The organism is Mycoavidus sp. HKI, assembly GCF_020023735.2.
In the GTDB taxonomy this organism is placed as follows: domain Bacteria; phylum Pseudomonadota; class Gammaproteobacteria; order Burkholderiales; family Burkholderiaceae; genus Mycoavidus.
Genome location: NZ_CP076444.2, coordinates 492,531 through 512,521 on the forward strand (window position 1 = coordinate 492,531; position 19,991 = coordinate 512,521).

Sequence of the window (19,991 nt, forward strand, 5' to 3'; positions counted from 1 at the left end):
GCTATGCAAGGCTTAAGCAGATGGAAAATGACCAGCGACAGCCGCCATTGATAGGCGTGGTAATGGGTTCAGCCTCGGACTGGGACGTCATGCGGCATGCGGTGCAAATTCTAAAAGAGTTTGATGTGCCGTATGAAGCTCAAGTTCTTTCCGCACATCGTATGCCTGACGAGATGCTGGCTTATGCGCAGAATGCGCGCGCGCGCTCACTGGTGGCGATTATTGCCGGAGCAGGGGGCGCGGCACATTTGCCGGGTATGCTCGCCGCAAAAACCACGGTACCGGTACTGGGCGTGCCGGTGCCAAGTCAATATCTGAGAGGCGTCGATTCGCTCCATTCAATTGTACAAATGCCAAAGGGCGTGCCGGTTGCTACTTTCTCGATCGGCGAAGCAGGCGCGGCCAATGCGGCCTTATTTGCAATTGCGCTATTGGCCAATATTTCTGCTGAATTCACCCGCAAACTCGAACTATTCCGCCAGCGACAACACGATGCTGCGTGTGCTGCAACCCTACCTAATCTCTAATGTTTGCTCATAGCTTTCCAATTTTGCCCGGTGCCTGGCTTGGCATACTGGGTGGCGGCCAGCTTGGCCGCATGTTTTGTTTTGCGGCCCAAACAATGGGTTACCGGGTAGCGGTGCTGGACCCTAATCCAGCGAGTCCAGCAGGCGCAGTAGCGGATCGTCATTTGTGCGCGGCTTACGAGGATCAGGCAGCGCTGGCTGAATTTGCTCAGCTATGCGCGGCGATTTCCACCGAGTTTGAAAACGTGCCAGCGGCAAGCCTTGAGCACCTAGCGCGCACAACCTATGTTAGCCCGGCGAGTCACTGCGTTGCAATTGCGCAAGATCGGATTGCAGAAAAGCGTTTTATGGAAAGCTGTGGGGTAGCGGTTGCGCCTCACCTCATCATAGAGTCGGCAGATAGGCTGGCGCAGTTCAGTCATGAACAGCTTAATTCAGTTTTGCCGGGCATTTTAAAAACCGCCCGCCTGGGCTACGATGGCAAAGGCCAAATTAAGATTGCAAGCGCAGTCGAACTGCAGCGTGCTTATGCTGAGCTTGGCGATGTGGCCTGCGTGCTTGAAAAACAGGTACCGATTGCTTATGAAGTCTCTACGCTGATTGCCCGCAGCGTAAATGGTGCAACCGCTGTTTACCCACTGGTATGCAATACGCATCAGCATGGAATCTTAATGCAAACGATTGCCCCGGCGCCAAATGTGCCGCCAGCACTAGTCGACGCTGCAACGTGCACAGCTTTGGCAATTGCTGAGCAACTGCGCTATGTGGGGGTTTTATGTGTTGAATTCTTTGTGCTGGAAGATGGCTCGTTATTAGCCAATGAAATGGCTCCGCGCCCACACAACTCTGGTCATTACACGGTAGATGCTTGCGCTACCAGCCAATTTGAGCAGCAAGTACGCGCAATGACGGGGCTGCCATTGGGTGACACGCGGCAACATTCGGCCGCGGTTATGCTGAATCTGCTGGGGGATCTTTGGTTTGCTGGAGGTGGGTGTAATCAAATGCCACCATGGCATGAGGTGATTGCATTGCCAGCGGCACGGCTCCATCTCTATGCGAAAGAGGAAGCGCGTCCAGCCCGTAAAATGGGTCATTTAACGCTTGTTGCGGCAACATTGGACGAGGCCTCTGCTGCCGCGTGTGAAAGCGCGCAGCTGCTACAGATGATATCAACTAAAGCGCATGGACAATATCCGTTTGATTAGCACATACGGTGTGATTAATTTTCTGGCATGAGAGCGGTGATTGTATCGTCAGAAAGTTTCGTGACTTGCTTGATAAGATCGAAGGCTACACCTCCTGTTAACATATTTTTAGCTGTTTCAAGCATAGCGTCTTGCCAGCCTTCATGACGGCCTTTTTGTCGGCCTTCTTCAATTAAATATTGCGCAGCAGACATAATGTCCTCCCGGTAATGTGGTGCGGTGTTAATCATAAATTGGACAAACTGCTTATCCATTCCATGCCCTTCTTTTGCTAAATAATATAGTAGTCCTTGTCTCTTTTCAATGGCTAGTGGATAGCGGTCAAAAAGCTCAAAAATCTTAGGCACAAGTTGTTTCAGATCCCAGCTATAAATGTGTTTTTGCGCTAGTTCTAATGCTGCACAACGCTTATGTGCCATTAAGATATCGTCTGGTGTTGCTGATAAAGCAATCAACTGAATGGGCTTGGTTAATGCTAATATTTTTTGTGCTAAAGTCTTATCCCTAAAACATTCTAAGAGGCTGAGCGGACCTCGATAAGACCCTGCGCCTCGATAGAAAATGATCGGCAGCACGACAGGCAATAACGTATTACCTTGGTTAAGGTGTTGTTTCATGAGCGCGCTTTGGTAGCGCCATAGTTTAAATGGGGTGAGCTTACCCACTGCGCTTTCGTGCTCAAGCAAAATATACGCTGAACTGTGCTCGTTCATTACACGGATCGAATAAACGATATCGCAGTAATGCTGGCTTAAATCATTTTCAACAAATGAGCCTGGAGCAAGCGTTAAAGTATCAAAATCAAACTGTTGTTGCACAGAATGAGATAAGTGAATTTGCAAAAACTCTTTGGCGATGTCTACATCCATCAAGAAGAGCTTAAACAATCCATCATGTGGCATCGATAAGTGACTCATCTAACGATTGTCTGGTGGGTTGGCTTACCGCCAACGGGTGGAGAATGCCAAACATTCTGTCACGACCAAACAACGATGAATACTAGACCAAATGTCTAATTTAAATGAGCTTTTTCTAGCGTAAGTAGGGCATGTTTTACGTCGAGCCCGCCTGCATATCCAGTCAGACTACCACTGGCTCCAATGACTCGGTGGCAAGGTACAATCACGGCAATCTGGTTGGCGCCATTGGCGGCACCTACAGCGCGTGCTGCTGTTGGGCAGCCTAGGGCATGGGCTAGCTCGCCATAACTAAGGGTGGTGCCGTATGGAATGTTGCTCAGCTGTTGCCAAACGCGAAGCTGAAAAACCGTGCCTAATGGCGCAAGTTGCAGGTTAAACTTTTGCCGGCGACCCTCAAAATATTCTTCAATTTGCTGTTGAACAGATACCGTTTTAGCGTTTTGCCATTCGACATCAATCCCCTGCAGTAAACGGCGCGCGGCTCGTGTTTCTCCGGCAAATCCAAGCCGAACTAAAGCGCCTTCGGTCGTGACGATGGCTGTCATTTGTCCAAGTGGGGTAGAGAATTTTCCGCCAAAATAATGCGTTTGAGGTTGCATGGTATCTCTCCTTATGCTTGAGTCGCTAAGCTGGCCCAAACATGGCAGGTAGCGAGGCTGCGATGGGGGGCAAAAGGGGCCATTAGGGCTGCCATCTGCTCTACGCTTGGCCTCTGTGGTAATTGATGCAGGCGTTGTAGTCCTGTCGCCAAACCACTGTCGCCAGCTGGCACGCAATCGGCTAACCCTAAACCACGCATTAAAGTGTAGTGCGTGGTCCATGGCCCCAGACCGCGTAGACTGCGTAGGGTTCGGTCTGCGACTTGAGCCGAGCCTTGCGCTAAGCGTTCTAATGGCAATTGCCCTGAGCAGATTGTTTGCGCAGCATTAATCAAATACTCTGCTTTAGAGCGTGAATAACGTAACGCGGTTAATTCAGAGGGGTCCATCGCAGCAATGCGCTCGGGTGATGGATGAGTATATTGGCCACCTGTGCCCACTGGGTCACCTGCGTGTTTGATCAGAGCTCGCCGTAGTTGTACCGCGAAAGCTAGATTAATTTGCTGTCCGATGATTGCCCATACGAGCGCCTCAAAAGCGCCTGGCGCTAGAGGAATGCGTAGGCCGCGGTGATTCGCAACGAGCGTTCGCACATGTTCTTGTTTATTCGCCCTCGCCTCAAAACTGGCGCTATCACTATATAAACCTAACATACGCATAGCGATAACATGTGCTTTAACCATAGTTTGCGGCGAAGGTGCGCCATCATACTCAACCTCGCACCAGGCGCCTGGCGTTTGTAAGGTGAGTTTGAGCCTTACTAATAGACTGTTGAGTCTGAGCGGAATAGAGATCTGTTGACCGCAGACTTGTTCAAAGGCGCCCTCGCGATCTCGTCCATGGTAACGGAGCACATCAATTGCCCGAAAATCTGCCGGTAGTTGCAGTAAAAAACTCTTTGACTCGCGTAAAGCCCGATAGGCGCCTGGTGTCATTGCGGTCGTGGCCAGAAACTGCCGATGGAAGGTGGCCTCGCTCTCAAAACCTGCTTCATGAGCAAGATCGATCACCCGCTCATTTGAATCAATTAAACGTTGACAAGCGAAAGCGATTTGCTCTTGGCGCAATAACGCCGCCGGCGTCAGATGAGCATGAGTGCGGATGAGTTCAGCTAAATGGGTGATGCCAATGCCCGCGGTCGCGGCGAGACTATTCACATCCTTAAATGCGCTAGGCTCAGCGCGCACCCGTTCGATTAAGCCTTCATATAAGGCCTCATCCCAACGCATGCCACGTGCAAAAAGATCTGGGCGGCACCGCTTGCAGGCGCGTAAGCCCGCAGCAATCGCTTCCGCTTCACTCGCAAAGAAGCGGACATTGTCAAACTTAGGTTTGCGCGCAGGGCATGATGGCAAACAGTAAATGCCGGTGGTGAGCACCCCAGTGAAAAACCGTCCGTCATAAGTTTGGTCTTTGGCAACACTACGCTCGTACATCGTTTGTTGATTTAATTTCATCATTCTGTTCCACTTTATGCGCTGAATGTCTATTTTTCAACTGCCATTACTCATCAAATGATCGTGATGCACATCTACTAGACCGCTGATTTCAGCGCTGATGGGCTTCCATTTAGAGCAACCGTCATTGTGTAGTACATTGATAGCTGATAGCTTACTTTGGTTAACTCTCACCCGCCTCTCACAGACACCGCTGGAAGTAGAATTCATGGTATTGTGGGCTAATGAGTACTTTTTCTATTTGCAATACTGTGTTGACCGTTTTTTTCGATTTTGTTTTCCTATTCAAATCAGGAGGTTTCGTCCGTGCACGATAACCTCTTGTCTAAATTCACCCTATCTGATTCCGGGCGTTGCCCGCCTACGGCTTTGCCCGTTGACGAAAGCGGCATTGCGCAGGCGGCCCACTTGCTGGAAAGGGGAGAGTTGCTCGCGTTTCCAACTGAGACCGTCTACGGCCTTGGCGCTGATGCGGAAAACCCTGCAGCTATTGCGCGTATTTATACCGCTAAAGGCCGCCCACGCAATCATCCGGTGATTGTGCATCTGGCTCCCAATGCAGATCTTGCTTACTGGGTAAGCGGAGCGCTCCCACTGAGTGCTCGCGCGTTGATTGATGCATTTTGGCCTGGGCCGTTGACATTGATTCTGCCGCGTGCTGCCCATATCCCAGATGCGGTGAGTGGCGGCCAGGCGTCAATTGGGCTGCGCTGTCCTTCGCATCCAATTGCGCAGGCGCTGTTACGTGCTTTTCGCGGGCCAGGCGGCCTGCGCAGTGGCGGGCAGGGTGGGGTGGCGGCACCTTCCGCTAATCGCTTTGGCCGTGTCAGCCCAACGTGCGCCCAACATGTCTATGATGAATTTGGGGCGGCAATACCAGTACTCGATGGCGGGGCATGTGAGGTGGGTATTGAATCCACTATTTTAGATTTGTCGCGCGGTTTTCCCGCGCTGTTGCGCCCCGGGGAAATTAGCGCTGAGCAGCTGGCGGCCGTGTTGGGGGAGATGCCACAATTGCCAGTGCAACCCAATGAAGCACCAGCGAAAGAAGGAAAAAAAGCGCTGCTTCATGCCAGCAGCGGCGAGCGCGCGCCACGCGTATCAGGTACGTTACGTGCGCATTACGCACCGCGCATACCATTGGCTTTATTGACGGCAGATGAGATGATGCAAGCCCTTAGCCGCCGCCGTCACGGCGAATCTGTCGCGGTCGTGGCGCGTGCACGGTTAGCCGCGCGGTGTGCCGTGCAATGGGCGGAGTGTGCTGAAGTGCGTATCATTGCGGCCGCTGAAGAACCCCATGCCTATGCGCAAGAGTTATATAGCCTGCTGCGCACATTGGAAAATACTGACGCAGAGCGTATTTTGATCGAACAACTACCCGCCGAACCGGAGTGGGCGGCGCTTAATGATCGCCTGGGTCGGGCTGCGGCAGCCTTTAACTTGTCGGAATCATGAGCGTATCAGCGCGTCGTACTTCACCACCATGGGTATCTGTAATATAAACACGCACCCCAGTTTAGGAGCCGCCGGTCTTTAGGCCGGTGAAGAGGTCAATTGCATCAGATTCGTGGTGCGGCTCTTATGCTTGCGTTAGTCTGCGTAGGCACAATTGCAAGTATGCCTTGCGATGTGCACGCGCGGCCACCCTCCACCCAACCCTCTATCACGACTTCTACAACATTGCCTGCTACCGTAAGGGCTGCTTTGCGTCAGGCCGGCGTGATGCCGTCTTCGATGAGCGTAGTGGTCGAGCGCATTGGAGTAGTTCAGCCGCTGCTCTCGGTTAACGCTAGGCGGGCGATGATTCCTGCCTCGACGATGAAGCTGGTGACCACTTTTGCCGGGCTCTCCATATTAGGTGCGGATTTTCACTGGCAGACGAAAGCCTATATTGATGGCGACCTTAAAAAGGGGGAGCTACAGGGCAATTTGTATATCAAAGGCAGTGGAGATCCCAAACTGATTCCCGAAGAGTTAATTGACCTTGTTGAGCAAATCCGTCATGCAGGGGTAGTCAGTATCGAGGGAGATTTGGTTCTTGATAAAAGTTACTTTGCCGACTCGACACGTTATGTCAAGTGGTTTGATGAGAAAGCGGGTGCGCCGTATAACGTTGGCCCTGATTCCTTATTATATGCTTTCAAGTCGTTGACCTTCACGCTCACGCCGCAAGCCGATGGGACAATGATCATTATGGCTACGCCGGCGCTTGAGCAATTACACATTACCAATGCTTTGCAAGTCACGCTCAATTTATGTTCCGGCCTGCCTAGCGCTGCTGCCCCATTTGTACTACTTGAGCCCGACGGTAGCACGCGTGTAGCGTTTGCCGGTGAATACCCATTGGCTTGTGGGACCCGCGTGAAAAGTGTCGCGCTGCTGGATCACAGCCGGTTTTTTGCGAGAGGTTTTCTTGCCTTATGGCGACAGTCAGGTGGGACCTTTAGCGGACGTGTGCGTGAAGGGCGGAACTCTATTGATGCATGGCCTGTTGGGCTTCATAAGGGGCCGGTGTTGGCTGAGATTGTGCAAGATATTAATAAGTTCTCAAATAACCCAATGGCGGATAACCTTTTTTTGACGATTGGTGCACACAGCAATAAACCACCGGCAGATGTCGCCAAATCAGTACAGGCGATTAAACAGTGGCTGCGCCACACCGGCCTGGCGATGCCTGAGCTGGTGATGGCTAATGGCTCCGGTTTATCGAATCAAGTGCGCGTCAGTGCGCGTTCGTTGGCGGCATTATTACGCGTCGCAAATCAAAGCCCAGTCGCGCAAGCTTTTGTTGAATCACTGCCGATTGTGGGCATTGACGGGACCATGCGCCATCGCTTGCGCAATACTCCGCTGGTTGGGCGGGCGCGGATCAAAACCGGTACGCTTGATCAGGTGCGCGCCATCGCCGGTTATGTGAGCGCCGCAAACGGTGATAGCTATATTGTTGTCAGTATGATTAATGATCCACGTGCCCCTGCTGCGCAGGCAGCTCATGATGCGCTCCTTGAATGGGTCTACCAAAGACGGCGCTAAAGAGATGGCATATCTTTTCGCTTTTAGATGGATAATAATTTGGTCGTAATGACATTTAATATAACTCTCCTGACTAACCTTAAATACGATGAATGCTAAATCCGAGCAATCCCTTGAAAAAGCTGCACAAGAGCGTGCAATACTTGCGCCAGATGCGCGTGAGGTGCTTGATTTTTGGTTTGGGGCACCAGGCTCGGCAGAATATGGCGGTGACCGCGCCTTATGGTTTAGCCAATCTGATGAAATAGATGCGCTGATCCGCAGCCGATTTTTGGCCATGCATGAGAGAGCTATGGCTGGACAATGTGATGCCTGGGCAATGACGCCATTGGGAGCCTGTGCTTTGATCGTCTTGCTGGATCAATTCTCGCGCAATCTATATCGAGGCACAGCGCGCGCGTTCGCCTCTGATGCGCGTGCGCTTGAGGTCGCGCTGACGCTGCTTGGTAGCGCTGAAGATCGCTGTTTGCCCACACCTTATCACCGCTGGTTTGTGTATCTGCCGTTTGAGCATGATGAGTCTGTACATGGCCAGCGTGAGTCGGTGCGCTTGTTTGAGGTACTTAAGTCTGAAACAGGTCTAAGTGCTCCTCTAATCTGGGCGCGCAAGCACGCAGAGGTGATTACGCGATTTGGCCGTTATCCGCATCGGAATGCTATTTTGGGGCGAGTATCCAGTGCCGAAGAAGAGGCATTTCTACGCGAACCCGGTTCGTCTTTTTGATGAGTGCCGGCAAATTCACCTATGAGAATAACCCTGTATACCAAACAGCACATTAAAAGAGAGACGTGATGAAACGAATTGGCGTAGTTTTAAGTGGTTGTGGTGTTTTTGATGGTGCTGAAATACATGAGTCAGTATTAACTTTACTGGCCATAGAACGTGCTGGCGCGCAGGCTATTTGTTTTGCGCCAGATAAAAAGCAACTTCATGTTATTAATCACTTATCTGGTGAAACGACTACAGAAAGCCGTAATGTTTTGGTAGAAGCGGCGCGTATCGCTCGCGGTAAAATCACTGCTCTTTCTGACGCTGATCCCACTTTGTTAGATGCTCTGGTTTTACCCGGTGGTTCTGGGGTAGCGAAAAACTTAAGCGACTTTGCTACGCAGGGAAGCGATTGCTTTATTGAACAAGAGCTTAGTCAATTAATACAAGAAATGTATAAAGCTGGCAAACCCACTGGATTCATCTGTATTGCCCCGGCACTAATCCCTAAATTATTCAAAAATCTGACAGAGCAACCAGTGAGCCTAACCATTGGTAATGACAGTCATTTGGCGGCAATGCTTGATCAAGCGGGAGGGCAGCATGTTATTTGTGCGACGAATGCGATTGTGGTCGACAGTAGGTACAAAGTGGTGACTACGCCAGGGTATATGCTCGAAGGCGCATCAATCGCAGAGGTTGCGCAAGGGATTGATGCTCTGGTTAAGAAGGTCTTGGAATTAACTTCCGTGTAATAGGGCATTAATGATGATTCCACTCCCCCTGAATCGCTTGTCGCATCCGCGTGAATTGATCCGGCAATTTACGCCTAATTGGTTTACCGCCACGATGGGTACAGGTATTGTTGCCTTGGCATTGGCGCGCTTCCCCTTTCCAATCAATGGCGTAAAGGCAACAGGTGAGGTGCTTTGGTTTATCAATATCGGCTTATTTATAGTGTGTAGCCTGTTGTATGCGGCACGCTGGATATTTTTCTTTGATGGGGCCAAACGTATTTTTCAGCATAGCGCGATGGGTATGTTTTTTGGTGCGATCCCGATGGGTCTCGCTACCATCCTCAACGGTTTCTTGATTTTTGGCACTGAACGTTGGGGACACACGGCGGTCGAGATCGCTACCCTCCTGTGGTGGCTGGATGCAGCGCTGGCTCTGCTCTGTGCATGGCTAATTCCGTTTCTTATGTTTACCCGCCAAACCCACACGTTGCAAAACATGACGGCCATTTGGCTGCTGCCGATTGTGGCGGCGGAAGTGACCGCTGCATCGGGTGGTTTGCTGCTGGGCTATTTGCCAGCGAATCCAGCATCTAGCGCTATTTTGTTTTTCAGCTATGCGCTTTGGGGTACTTCAGTTTTGCCAGCCTTGGGGATCTTGGCCATTTTGTTTCTACGTATGGTGCTACATAAATTGCCCGGACGTGATATGGCTGTCTCAAGCTGGCTTGCAATGGGCCCGATTGCCACGGGTGCGCTCGGTCTGCTGCAACTGGGTGAACAAGCACCCCGTATTCTGGTTGCGCCAGAACTTATCGATGTCGGGCGACTTGCCGAAAGTACCGGGGTCATCGGCGCCTGTATCTTGTGGGGCTATGGTTTGTGGTGGTTGGTTATCGCAATTTTGACCACCTTGCATTATCTGCGGCAAGGATTACCTTTTAACATGGGGTGGTGGGCGTTTACCTTTCCAATCGGTGTCTATGCGTTGGCAACATTGACATTGGCGCGGATCACGGAGGTCGGATTGTTTGCCATACTGGGTGCGATTTTCGTCTGCATGTTGCTCGGTTTCTGGCTGATCGTTACCGGGCGCACCTTGGTGGGCATTTATCACGGCACGCTATTTGTTGCACCCTGCCTTGAAGGTTCAGGAAAGTAGCAAAAGTTACGATATTTTTACGCCCAATGAAAAAGATTTTATTATTTTATAGGACTGATGGGTGCCGGAAAGAGGAGTCGAACCCCCGACCTTCGCATTACGAATGCGCTGCTCTACCAACTGAGCTATTCCGGCACGAGGGGCGATTATAACGAGCTTTTTGCTGCGCTGCCAAGCCTATGTGATGAAAAGAAGCTAATGCTAATCAAGATAAGGATCGACAGATAGCCGATTAATGACCATGCTGAGAGCGATAATCCAAGAATTGGCGCATAGGGTACTTCACATAAACGGCTGACGGTGAATGCTGATGGTAAAATCCAGGCCAGGGGCAGGTTATCGACAAGTGGGCGCAAAACATCGAAACCGCAGCTAAAGAATGGATGCTTAAGCACCCAGATATGGCGCGCAGCGGCAGCAATACCGCTGACAGTTGCAAGCAGCGTGAGTACATGTAGCGCCAAGTTAAGGCAACGATGGCGTACGATAGCTCCTGCTAGCGCAAAAAGCGCTATGCATAGATATGCATAGCGTTGCAAGATGCATAATGGACACGGGGCTTCGTTTTCAACGAATTGAAGATAGAATGCGCCGCTCAAAAATGCGACACTGATTAGACTGCTGAGCAGGAGTAAACGCGGTGAACGGAGCCAATCAAATCTTGGATTCATGAAAATGGATAAAATAGAGTCGTTAAATTAAAAACTATTGTAGCGCGAAGAAGTCACAACGGCTGTTCGCTTAAGCTATAGTTCGGGAGCGAGCGCTGGATTTTAGCGCTGCGGCTTAGTCTAATCATATTATTGTATCTGCCTTCAAGGACACGTACTGCATGCAGCATACCATTGGTTTTATTCATGACCTTGCGGTGATCATGTTGATCGCCGGCATTGTTACTGTGCTTTTTCATCGCTTCAAGCAGCCGGTTGTGCTTGGCTATATTGCCGCAGGGGTGATTATTGGGCCCCATACGCCGCCGTTTGAGTTAATTGGCGATGAGACATCCATTCATACGCTGGGTGAGCTTGGCGTGGTTTTTCTAATGTTCTCGCTCGGGCTTGAATTCAGTTTGCGCAAGCTTGCCAAAGTGGGCGCCACAGCGATTGTCGCTGCGTTATCAGAGATTGTGCTGATGTTGTGGCTAGGCTATGAAATCGGCTGCTGGTTCGGCTGGAAAACCATGGATGCGCTTTTTCTTGGAGCCATGCTGGCGATTTCATCGACCACCATTATTGTCAAAGCGTTAGACGAACTTGGCTTGAAACGTGAACGTTTTGCGCAAACCGTATTTGGCATTCTGATTGTTGAGGATATTCTTGCTATTGCGATGATTGCCTTGCTGTCCGGAATTGCGAGCAGTGGCTCGGTAGATGCCGGCAGTGTCGTGATCACTCTGGCACGCCTAATGTTGTTTATGGTCGTATCGTTAGTGCTCGGGTTATTGCTGGTGCCGCGTCTATTACAATATGTAGCGAGTTTTAAACGCGATGAAATGTTGTTAATTACGGTGCTTGGCTTGTGCTTTGGTTTTTGCTTAATCGTGCTCAAGCTTGGTTATAGTATTGCACTTGGGGCCTTCTTAATTGGTGCGATTATGGCTGAATCGCGTGCGCTGCATTCGATTGAGCGGGTGGTTGCGCCGCTACGCGATATGTTTAGCGCAATCTTTTTCGTGACGATCGGGCTGATGCTTGATTTACGCGCATTGGTCGACTATGCATGGCCGATTGCAGTGATTACAACCGTGGTAGTGTTTGGCAAAATTCTGACTTGTGGACTTGGCACTTTCGTTGCGGGCTGCGATGGCCGCACCTCAATGCGAGTCGGCATGAGCGTGGCGCAAATTGGCGAGTTTTCGTTCATTATTGCGGCGTTGGGCGTGTCTTTGCATGTTACAAGCGATTTTCTTTACCCGGTTGCGGTTGCAGTTTCTGCTCTGACAACGCTCTTTACACCTTATTTGATTCGAGCCGCTGATCCGTTGACGCAACGCATTGCGGAAATATTGCCCCGTCCGTTTGTAAGCTTGTTTTCTAATTACGCGCAATGGTTATCGAACTTACAACTCACCGGCGATAACGCTGCGGTCTTTAGACTGGTGCGCAGTATTGTGTTACAGATTGCGGTGAACCTTGCGCTGGTTGCGGCCATTTTTATCGGTGTTTCTTATTTTGCGATCCGCATCGATGACTGGGTTAACGCCCGAGTGCCCGATGAACGTGTCCAAAACGTTTTGTGGTGGAGTGCAGCGCTGGCTATCTCGATGCCTTTTCTAGTTGCGATCTACCGCAAGCTTAAATCGCTGGCGCTCTTATTAGCCGAAATTAGCGTACGGCCTGTAGTCACGGGACGCTTTACCACCAGTATCCGGTATGCGCTGGCTGAGCTTGTGCCCGCGATCGCGATGTTTGGCGTATTTTTATGGGTGACGGCTTTGAGCGGGCGTATTCTGCCTCCTGTCGATTTGTTGATTGCAGTTTTAGCCTGTGCAGCACTTTTGCTGGTGGTACTGTGGCGCTGGTTTGTGCGAGTTCACGCTAGGTTGCAAATTGTGCTACGTGAAACTTTTGACAATAACCAAGATCATGGTTAGGCGGGTTGTTTTTCTGCTAGTTGTTAAAAAATAGAGAGAATTCATCTGAATAGGCAATTGCAATGAATGAACACTCACCATCGACAGTAGTCGAGTCCTCTTCAACCACGGCGGAGTCAACCCACCCTGCGTCCGTCGCGGCGGCGCCTGAAACAACTGAATTGACAGCTCCTTTAGCAGACAATTCTGCTACTGCTTCTTATGTAAAAGAGAATGAGTCAGCGTGGTCAGTCTTCGGGCGTAGCGTTGCTGCGCGTTTGCGCATGCTGTATGGCCGGGCCACGCAGCGCATCACACAACGGACCTTGCGCATCGGTATCTCAGCGCGAATTTTCCATCCGGAACCCGATGGCAAGGGACTACGCGGTAAAACGCTGCAATATTTAGAAGAATCTATTGCCCACTGGGTGATGTCGCGTGACGTTCTCGTCTTTATGATTCCGACTGTAGGGCATCAAGGCATGTTGCATCCCAGCAATATTCGGCTGCGCGATTATGCCAAGCATCTAGATGGGCTGGTGTTGCAAGGTGGCGCGGATGTCTCGCCGCAATCGTACTCGCCTGAAGCCACTCGTCCTGAATGGTCAGGGGACCGGGTGCGTGATATGTATGAGCTTGAGCTATTGCACGAATTTATTGAGTCGGGTAAACCCGTGCTCGGTATCTGCCGCGGTTGTCAGTTGATTAATGTCGCGTTTGGCGGGACTTTATATCAAGACATTGCGAGCGATGTCCCCACGGCTGGCGTGCATGTGAGTGAGCAATATGATTTGCATCGGCATGCCGTCAATTTTCCAGCGGGGGCAACGTTTTCTACGCTATTTTCAGCGAGCGAGGCAACGATCAATTCAATTCATCATCAAGCAGTCAAAACGCTGGGGCGCGATCTGTCAGTTGAGGCCATCTCAGCGGGCGACGATATCATCGAAGCGGTGCGTTACAACAAAGCGCCATTTGTTGTGGGGGTGCAATGGCATCCTGAGTTTCATCGCGCACAGGGACCGGAGTTACTTGATTGCACGCCGCTGCTGGATAGTTTTTTACGGGCTGCGCGTGAGACTCGGTTTTAGAGGTCGCACTTCCTAAGCATAGAGAGAAGCGGGCAGTATAATATTTATAATTGAATTGAAATCTCCTCAGGCGGCGCTTGATGACTGAATTGAAAAAAACCCCTCTTTACGCGACGCACTGCGCGTCCCATGCTCGTATCGTTGATTTTGGCGGCTGGGCAATGCCGCTGCATTATGGCTCGCAGCTTGATGAGCATCAGGCAGTACGTACGGATGCAGGCATGTTCGATGTCTCGCATATGTGTGTGATTGATATTGGCGGTACTGTCGGCAGTGATGATGTGCGCACTTTTTTGCGCTACGTGCTGGCCAATGATATTGACAAACTCAAAGCCCCCGGGCGTGCATTGTATTCGTGTATGCTTAATGTGCACGGTGGCGTCATTGATGATCTAATCGTTTACTTGGTTCGTGAAGACCTATTTCGCGTCGTTGTGAATGCAGCAACGGCTGAGCAAGATATTGTCTGGCTTAACCAATTAAATGCTGAAGGCGAGTTTGGCGTTACGCTGATGCCGCGGCGTGATTTGGCGATGATTGCAGTGCAGGGTCCGCACGCCTGTGAAAAAGTATTGCAGGCAGTGCCTGCTGTGCGTAGTGCAACCGAAGCACTGCAGCCATTTGGTTTTGCGATTGTGCCGGCTACGCCATACGGCGAAATGTTGCTGGCGCGTACCGGTTATACGGGCGAAGATGGTTTTGAGCTTATCGTTGCGGCTGATGCGGTCACCGCCTTGTGGCTAAAGCTGGCTGAGGCGGGTGTGCGTCCGTGTGGTTTGGGCGCGCGCGATACGTTGCGGCTTGAAGCAGGCATGAATTTATATGGCCAGGATATGGACATTAACACCTCGCCGCTTGATGCGGGCTTAGGATGGACAGTCGAGTTGGTGGCAGCTCGAGATTTTGTTGGCAAGGCCGCGTTATTGCGCGCTGGCTGCCGAGCAACCTTCGCGGGTCTCGTATTGTGCGAGACGGGTGGAGTTTTGCGGGCGCATCAAACTGTGTTGACAGCAGCGGGTGAAGGAGAAATTACAAGTGGTACGTTTTCACCCGTATTGCAACAGTCGATTGCCTTTGCGCGTATGCCATTAGAGGTGCAGGTAGGGGACCTGGTACAGGTCCAAATTCGTAACAAACAATTAGCTGCGCGTGTTGTGAACTTGCCTTTCGTACGTCATGGCAAAGCGCTGGTCAATTGATTTTAAATTGATTTTAAATTTTCCGATGATGCACGATTTAATCAAAAGGAATGACTAATGAAACTTCCAGCAGATTTACAATACACTGAATCGCATGAGTGGGTGCGGCTTGAGACCGATGGTACTGTCACCATCGGTATTACTGATCATGCGCAAGAGGCGCTGGGCGATATCGTCTTTTTAGAGTTGCCGACTGAAGGTACCAAGATTGCCGCTGGCAAGTCGTTAGCGGTGATTGAATCCGTTAAAGCAGCTTCTGATATTTATGCGCCTATATCGGGTGAGGTCCTTGAAATAAACGAGAAGTTGGCGGAGGAACCTGGCGCCGTCAATGCCGATCCATATGCTGCTTGGCTGTTGAAACTTAAACCCTCTGAGCAGGCAGAACTTGCGTCATTAATGAGTGCTGAAGCATACCGCCAATCGCTTGGCGGTTAGTTTTTTCTGTAAACTGAGCTGGCTCTAACAACTTAGGCCAGCGGTTAGCTAGCCTATTCACTTCTTCGTAGTACACGTTTGTCTGGTTTTGCAGTAGCCTACTGCAAAGTAGAGTTTGAAACCCAATTTAGTTCCCGATGCGATCCCCCTCTCTTAATTCAATCGATACTCCTTCTTCTCTCCAGGCAGTGGAGACTCATGATAGCTTTGCCAAGCGCCATCTTGGCTTAAGCGATGAAGAGCAACAACAGATCTTGACTGAGCTTGGCTTTACCTCACGTCAAGAATTGATAGATGTGGTGGTGCCCGCTGATATTCGACGCCATGATGCGCTGCCATTAGGGGCTTTTAGTGAACCTAAAAGCGAAGTGCAAGCACTGGCTGAACTTCGTTCATTGGCGGCGCAAAATCAGGTATTGCGTTCTTTTATTGGTCAGGGCTATTACGGCACGCATACCCCCAGCGTGATTTTGCGTAATGTGCTTGAAAACCCGGCCTGGTATACCGCTTACACACCTTATCAGCCAGAAATTTCACAAGGGCGATTGACCGCATTACTGAATTTTCAGCAGATGGTGACTGATTTAACTGGCCTGGCGCTGGCGAATGCATCAATGCTTGACGAAGCCACCGCGGCGGCTGAGGCGATGGGGTTATTATGGCGCATTAGCACGATCAACTCGCCGGTGTTTTATGTCGCGGATGATGTGTTGCCGCAAACCCTGGCGGTGGTTCAAACACGTGCGCAGGCACTAGGGATTGACGTCGTGATCGGACCTGCTGAGGCAGCTACAAAAGCCCAGGCGTTTGGCGTGTTGCTTCAATATCCAGGGGTCGATGGTACGGTGCGCGATGACCGGGCGCTAGTGAAGGCGCTCCAGGTGGCGGGTTCACGCGTTGTTGTCGCCGCGGATTTACTCGCTTTGACCTTATTGACGCCACCGGGTGAGTGGGGCGCGGATATTGTCGTAGGCAATACGCAGCGCTTTGGCGTGCCGATGGGGTTTGGTGGCCCGCATGCGGCTTATTTTGCTGTGCGCGATGAATATAAGCGCCATTTACCGGGGCGCTTGGTGGGGGTCACGGTTGACGCACAAGGCCAGCCAGCGCTGCGGCTTGCGTTGCAAACACGAGAGCAGCATATCCGTCGGGAGAAAGCCACCTCAAATATTTGCACGGCACAGGCGCTGCTGGCGATTATCGCGAGTATGTATGCGGTCTATCACGGCCCGTCAGGACTGCGCGCCATTGCCTTGCGCGTGAGCCGGCTGGCCGAGATTCTTGCTGTGGGGCTTGAACAACTTGGGTTTACGATTGTCAATCAGACTTATTTTGACACCCTGACAATCAAGACCGACGGCTTAACCGAGGAGATTCACGCGCAAGCTGCGCGGCATGGCATGAACTTGCGGCGGATTGATGCAACGCAAGTGGGGGTGGCTCTCGATGAAACGACTACGCGCGCTGATGTGATTGAGCTATGGAGGGCATTTAGCTTAGCCAGTTGGGCCAAAGAGGGCTTAGTCAAGCCGCTTAGCGAAGCAGCTAAAGCGAGCCAAGCGGGTGCAATAGACCAGGCCTTTTTACCGGATATCGATGCCCTGGATGCCACGACTCGTTCGCGCCTACCCGTTTCGTTGCTGCGCCAAAGCAGTTACTTAACGCATCCGGTCTTTAACAGCTACCATACTGAACACGAAATGCTGCGTTATTTACGCGGCTTGGCGGATAAAGATTTAGCGCTTGATCGCACGATGATTCCGCTCGGCTCATGTACGATGAAGCTCAATGCCAGCTCGGAAATGCTGCCGCTGACCTGGCCTGAATTTGCGCAGATGCATCCGTTTGCACCTGCAGCACAGACTGTAGGCTATCGGGCGATGATTGCACAATTGGAGCAGATGCTGGTTGCGTGCACCGGCTATGCTGCGGTTTCATTGCAGCCTAATGCGGGCTCACAAGGCGAATACGCGGGCCTGCTCGCGATCCGTGCCTATCATGCATCGCGTGGTCAAGCGCAGCGTGATGTTTGTCTGATTCCTGCCTCAGCGCATGGGACCAATCCAGCCTCAGCTCAAATGGCTGGGATGCGAGTGGTGGTGGTGAGTTGTGATGCAAATGGCAACACCGATCTTGCTGACCTTCGCGCGAAGGCGGCGCACTATGCCGCGCAACTCGCCGCGATTATGATTACTTATCCGTCCACCCATGGTGTTTTTGAGCGCAATGTGAAAGATATCTGCGAGATTGTGCATACGCATGGCGGTCAAGTTTATATCGATGGCGCTAATATGAATGCGATGGTGGGTTTAAGCGCCCCGGGTCAGTTTGGTGGCGATGTTTCGCATCTCAATTTACATAAAACTTTTTGTATTCCACATGGCGGTGGCGGACCCGGGGTCGGGCCGGTTGCGGTGGCAGCACATTTAGTTCCTTTTCTACCTAGTCATACTGCGCTCGAGCCAACTAAAGCGGCGGGTGTTGGCGCGGTGGCCGCTGCACCGTATGGTTCGGCATCGATTTTACCCATTTCATGGATGTATATTGCAATGATGGGGGCGGCAGGTCTCACCGCCGCGACTGAATGCGCGATCTTGGCCGCGAACTATGTGGCTCATAAGCTAGGCGCGCATTACCCGCTACTCTATAGTGGCCCGCAGGCAAGAGTCGCGCATGAATGTATCCTTGATCTGCGGCCTTTAAAAGAATCAACCGGCATTACGGTAGACGATGTGGCTAAGCGTTTGATCGACTATGGCTTTCATGCGCCAACAATGAGCTTTCCGGTGCCAGGCACGCTTATGATCGAGCCAACCGAATCGGAATCTAAAGCCGAGCTTGATCGCTTCATTGACGCGATGATTGCAATTCGCGCTGAAATCCGTGAGATTGAAGAGGGCCGTGCCGATCGCGCAGATAACCCTCTCAAACATGCGCCACACACGGCTCAAGTAGCGACTGCAAGCAATTGGGCGCATGCCTACTCGCGTGAAACAGCCGTGTGGCCACAGCCTATATTATTGTCGCGCAAGTATTGGCCGCCGGTTGGCCGTGCTGACAATGCTTACGGCGATCGCAACTTATTTTGCTCCTGTGCGCCAATCAAAGAGAGTGTTTAAGCAAGGTGCCAAGAAGCCTATGGTGGCATCGGGGCATGGATTGTGAACGCATGAGACTTAGCGAGGGTAGAGCGCCCCCAATACACGTGGCCCTAAAGCGCCAGTAACTGAAGCTAGGTTGCCCGGGGCGCGGGCGATAAAGCGCATGGCAAGCCAAGCAAAAGCGCAGGCTTCAACCTGCTGAGCGGGTACGCCAAGCGTATCGGTGGTAGAGAGCGTTGTGTCCGCCATTCCTGCGGTGGCCAGGGCAGCGCCTAGCGCTTGCATGAGCGCGGGATTGCGAGTGCCACCGCCACAGACGTAAACAGCTTGGCAGCGACTGGCAAACTGTGCGATAGCCTGCGCAATGCTATGTGCGGTCAAGGCGGTGAGCGTGGCCTGTACGTCTTGAGGTAGCAAAGTGTCCAATTTTTCTAAGCGGATATTCAGCCAAGCAGGGTTAAACAGTTCACGTCCCGTGCTTTTCGGGGGAGGGAGAGCAAAATAGTGTCCGGCAAGCAAAGCGTCCAGCAAATTCTCATTGACCTTTCCGCTTGCCGCAAAGCAGCCATTCGTGTCGTAGGGTGTACCGAGATGCAGATGTGCCCAATAATCAAGGAGGACATTACCTGGGCCGCAGTCAAAACCACCGGTTGTATCCTCTGCCTTGAGAATGGTGATATTACTGATGCCACCAATATTGCAAATTACGCGGGTTTCATCAGGCGCGCCAAACTGTATTGCATGAAAGGCGCAAACGAGGGGGGCACCCTGGCCGCCTGCGGCAATATCTCGGCTACGGAAATCGGCCACTACATCGATTGAGGTTAATTCTGCAAGCCGCGCTGGGTTATTAATTTGCCGTGTATAGCCTAAGGCGGGCTGATGGCGGATCGTCTGTCCATGCACGCCAAGCGCTTGCACTTGGCTAGGTTTAAGTGCGGCTTGTTTGAGCAGCTCGTTGGTTGTGAGCGCATAGTCATAGGCTAATTGATTGGCAACCTGCGCTTCTCGCACGATCTCATTATATCCAGGCGTTTGCAGGGCAAAAAGTGCTTCCCGTAACGCTGGCTCAAAACTCAGCGCTGCAGCAGCGAGTACTTGTAGTGGCCGGCCTGGTACAAACTGAACGGCGACTCCGTCCACGCCATCGAAACTTGTGCCAGACATTAAGCCCAAATAAATACTCTGTGCCAAAATGCACTCCTGAAGAATTTATGTCACTATACTCAAGTCGGCCT

Annotated in this window: 16 protein-coding genes, 1 tRNA gene and 1 pseudogene; 12 read left to right on the forward strand and 6 right to left on the reverse strand. The window is 51.5% G+C overall.

What is annotated here, in order from left to right:
* Positions 1-20: 20 nt before the first annotated feature.
* Together purE and KMZ15_RS02035 are read left to right on the forward strand one after the other, a co-directional pair.
* On the forward strand, positions 21-527 hold the full coding sequence (gene purE / locus KMZ15_RS02030) for a 5-(carboxyamino)imidazole ribonucleotide mutase (protein WP_223693652.1): 507 nt from the start codon (positions 21-23) through the stop codon (positions 525-527).
* The gene (locus KMZ15_RS02035; protein ID WP_223693654.1) at positions 527-1,735 is read left to right on the forward strand and encodes a 5-(carboxyamino)imidazole ribonucleotide synthase; all 1,209 of its coding nucleotides are present in this window, start codon (positions 527-529) and stop codon (positions 1,733-1,735) included. Before purE ends, KMZ15_RS02035 begins: the two co-directional genes overlap by 1 nt.
* Before the next feature lie 14 nt (positions 1,736-1,749).
* Here KMZ15_RS02035 and KMZ15_RS02040 read toward each other — a convergent pair whose 3' ends face one another.
* From KMZ15_RS02040 to KMZ15_RS02050, 3 genes are all read right to left on the reverse strand, one after another.
* Positions 1,750-2,652, reverse strand: a complete 903-nt coding sequence (locus KMZ15_RS02040; RefSeq protein WP_223693656.1) for an Rpn family recombination-promoting nuclease/putative transposase — start codon at positions 2,650-2,652, stop codon at positions 1,750-1,752.
* A gap of 95 nt (positions 2,653-2,747) precedes the next feature.
* Positions 2,748-3,254 carry a methylated-DNA--[protein]-cysteine S-methyltransferase gene (locus KMZ15_RS08960; RefSeq protein ID WP_308710423.1) on the reverse strand — a complete coding sequence of 169 codons (507 nt, stop codon included), beginning with the start codon at positions 3,252-3,254 and terminating at the stop codon, positions 2,748-2,750.
* 11 nt (positions 3,255-3,265) lie between these two features.
* Complete coding sequence (locus KMZ15_RS02050) at positions 3,266-4,714, reverse strand: DNA-3-methyladenine glycosylase 2 family protein (RefSeq protein WP_223693658.1); 1,449 nt, start codon at positions 4,712-4,714, stop codon at positions 3,266-3,268.
* A gap of 366 nt (positions 4,715-5,080) precedes the next feature.
* Between KMZ15_RS02050 and KMZ15_RS02055 the strand changes: the two genes are divergently transcribed.
* From KMZ15_RS02055 to KMZ15_RS02075, 5 genes are all read left to right on the forward strand, one after another.
* Positions 5,081-6,169: an L-threonylcarbamoyladenylate synthase gene (locus KMZ15_RS02055; protein WP_223694641.1), complete on the forward strand. Its 1,089-nt coding sequence runs from the start codon at positions 5,081-5,083 to the stop codon at positions 6,167-6,169.
* A 126-nt stretch (positions 6,170-6,295) separates the two neighbouring features.
* On the forward strand, positions 6,296-7,747 hold the full coding sequence (gene dacB / locus KMZ15_RS02060) for a D-alanyl-D-alanine carboxypeptidase/D-alanyl-D-alanine-endopeptidase (protein ID WP_223693661.1): 1,452 nt from the start codon (positions 6,296-6,298) through the stop codon (positions 7,745-7,747).
* Positions 7,748-7,835: 88 nt separating this feature from the next.
* Positions 7,836-8,471, forward strand: a complete 636-nt coding sequence (locus KMZ15_RS02065) for a DUF924 family protein (RefSeq protein ID WP_223693663.1) — start codon at positions 7,836-7,838, stop codon at positions 8,469-8,471.
* Positions 8,472-8,539: 68 nt separating this feature from the next.
* Positions 8,540-9,211 carry an isoprenoid biosynthesis glyoxalase ElbB gene (gene elbB / locus KMZ15_RS02070; RefSeq protein ID WP_223693666.1) on the forward strand — a complete coding sequence of 224 codons (672 nt, stop codon included), beginning with the start codon at positions 8,540-8,542 and terminating at the stop codon, positions 9,209-9,211.
* Positions 9,212-9,221: 10 nt separating this feature from the next.
* Positions 9,222-10,352, forward strand: a complete 1,131-nt coding sequence (locus KMZ15_RS02075; RefSeq protein ID WP_223693668.1) for a TDT family transporter — start codon at positions 9,222-9,224, stop codon at positions 10,350-10,352.
* Between the two features lie 62 nt (positions 10,353-10,414).
* Here the strand turns inward: KMZ15_RS02075 and KMZ15_RS02080 are convergent.
* Both KMZ15_RS02080 and KMZ15_RS02085 read right to left on the reverse strand, forming a co-directional pair.
* A tRNA-Thr gene (locus tag KMZ15_RS02080) sits at positions 10,415-10,487 on the reverse strand.
* 11 nt (positions 10,488-10,498) lie between these two features.
* Positions 10,499-11,023: a disulfide bond formation protein B gene (locus KMZ15_RS02085; RefSeq protein ID WP_223693670.1), complete on the reverse strand. Its 525-nt coding sequence runs from the start codon at positions 11,021-11,023 to the stop codon at positions 10,499-10,501.
* A gap of 161 nt (positions 11,024-11,184) precedes the next feature.
* On the opposite strand from KMZ15_RS02085, the gene KMZ15_RS02090 reads away from it, so the two are divergent.
* From KMZ15_RS02090 to gcvP, 5 genes and pseudogenes are all read left to right on the forward strand, one after another.
* A complete protein-coding gene (locus tag KMZ15_RS02090; protein WP_223693673.1) occupies positions 11,185-12,945 on the forward strand; it encodes a cation:proton antiporter in 1,761 nt (586 codons plus the stop codon).
* A 200-nt stretch (positions 12,946-13,145) separates the two neighbouring features.
* A pseudogene (locus KMZ15_RS02095) lies at positions 13,146-14,015 on the forward strand (gamma-glutamyl-gamma-aminobutyrate hydrolase family protein); the annotation flags it as partial.
* An 80-nt stretch (positions 14,016-14,095) separates the two neighbouring features.
* Entirely contained in the window at positions 14,096-15,214 is a 1,119-nt protein-coding gene (gene gcvT, locus KMZ15_RS02100) for a glycine cleavage system aminomethyltransferase GcvT (RefSeq protein WP_223693675.1), read from the forward strand.
* A 57-nt stretch (positions 15,215-15,271) separates the two neighbouring features.
* Positions 15,272-15,652, forward strand: coding sequence for a glycine cleavage system protein GcvH (gcvH, locus tag KMZ15_RS02105; protein ID WP_223693678.1), 381 nt, complete (start codon positions 15,272-15,274; stop codon positions 15,650-15,652).
* A gap of 137 nt (positions 15,653-15,789) precedes the next feature.
* Entirely contained in the window at positions 15,790-18,771 is a 2,982-nt protein-coding gene (gcvP, locus tag KMZ15_RS02110) for an aminomethyl-transferring glycine dehydrogenase (RefSeq protein WP_223693680.1), read from the forward strand.
* Between the two features lie 57 nt (positions 18,772-18,828).
* Here the strand turns inward: gcvP and KMZ15_RS02115 are convergent, their stop codons facing one another.
* Positions 18,829-19,920, reverse strand: coding sequence for an anhydro-N-acetylmuramic acid kinase (locus tag KMZ15_RS02115; RefSeq protein ID WP_258134754.1), 1,092 nt, complete (start codon positions 19,918-19,920; stop codon positions 18,829-18,831).
* Between the last annotated feature and the right edge of the window lie 71 nt (positions 19,921-19,991).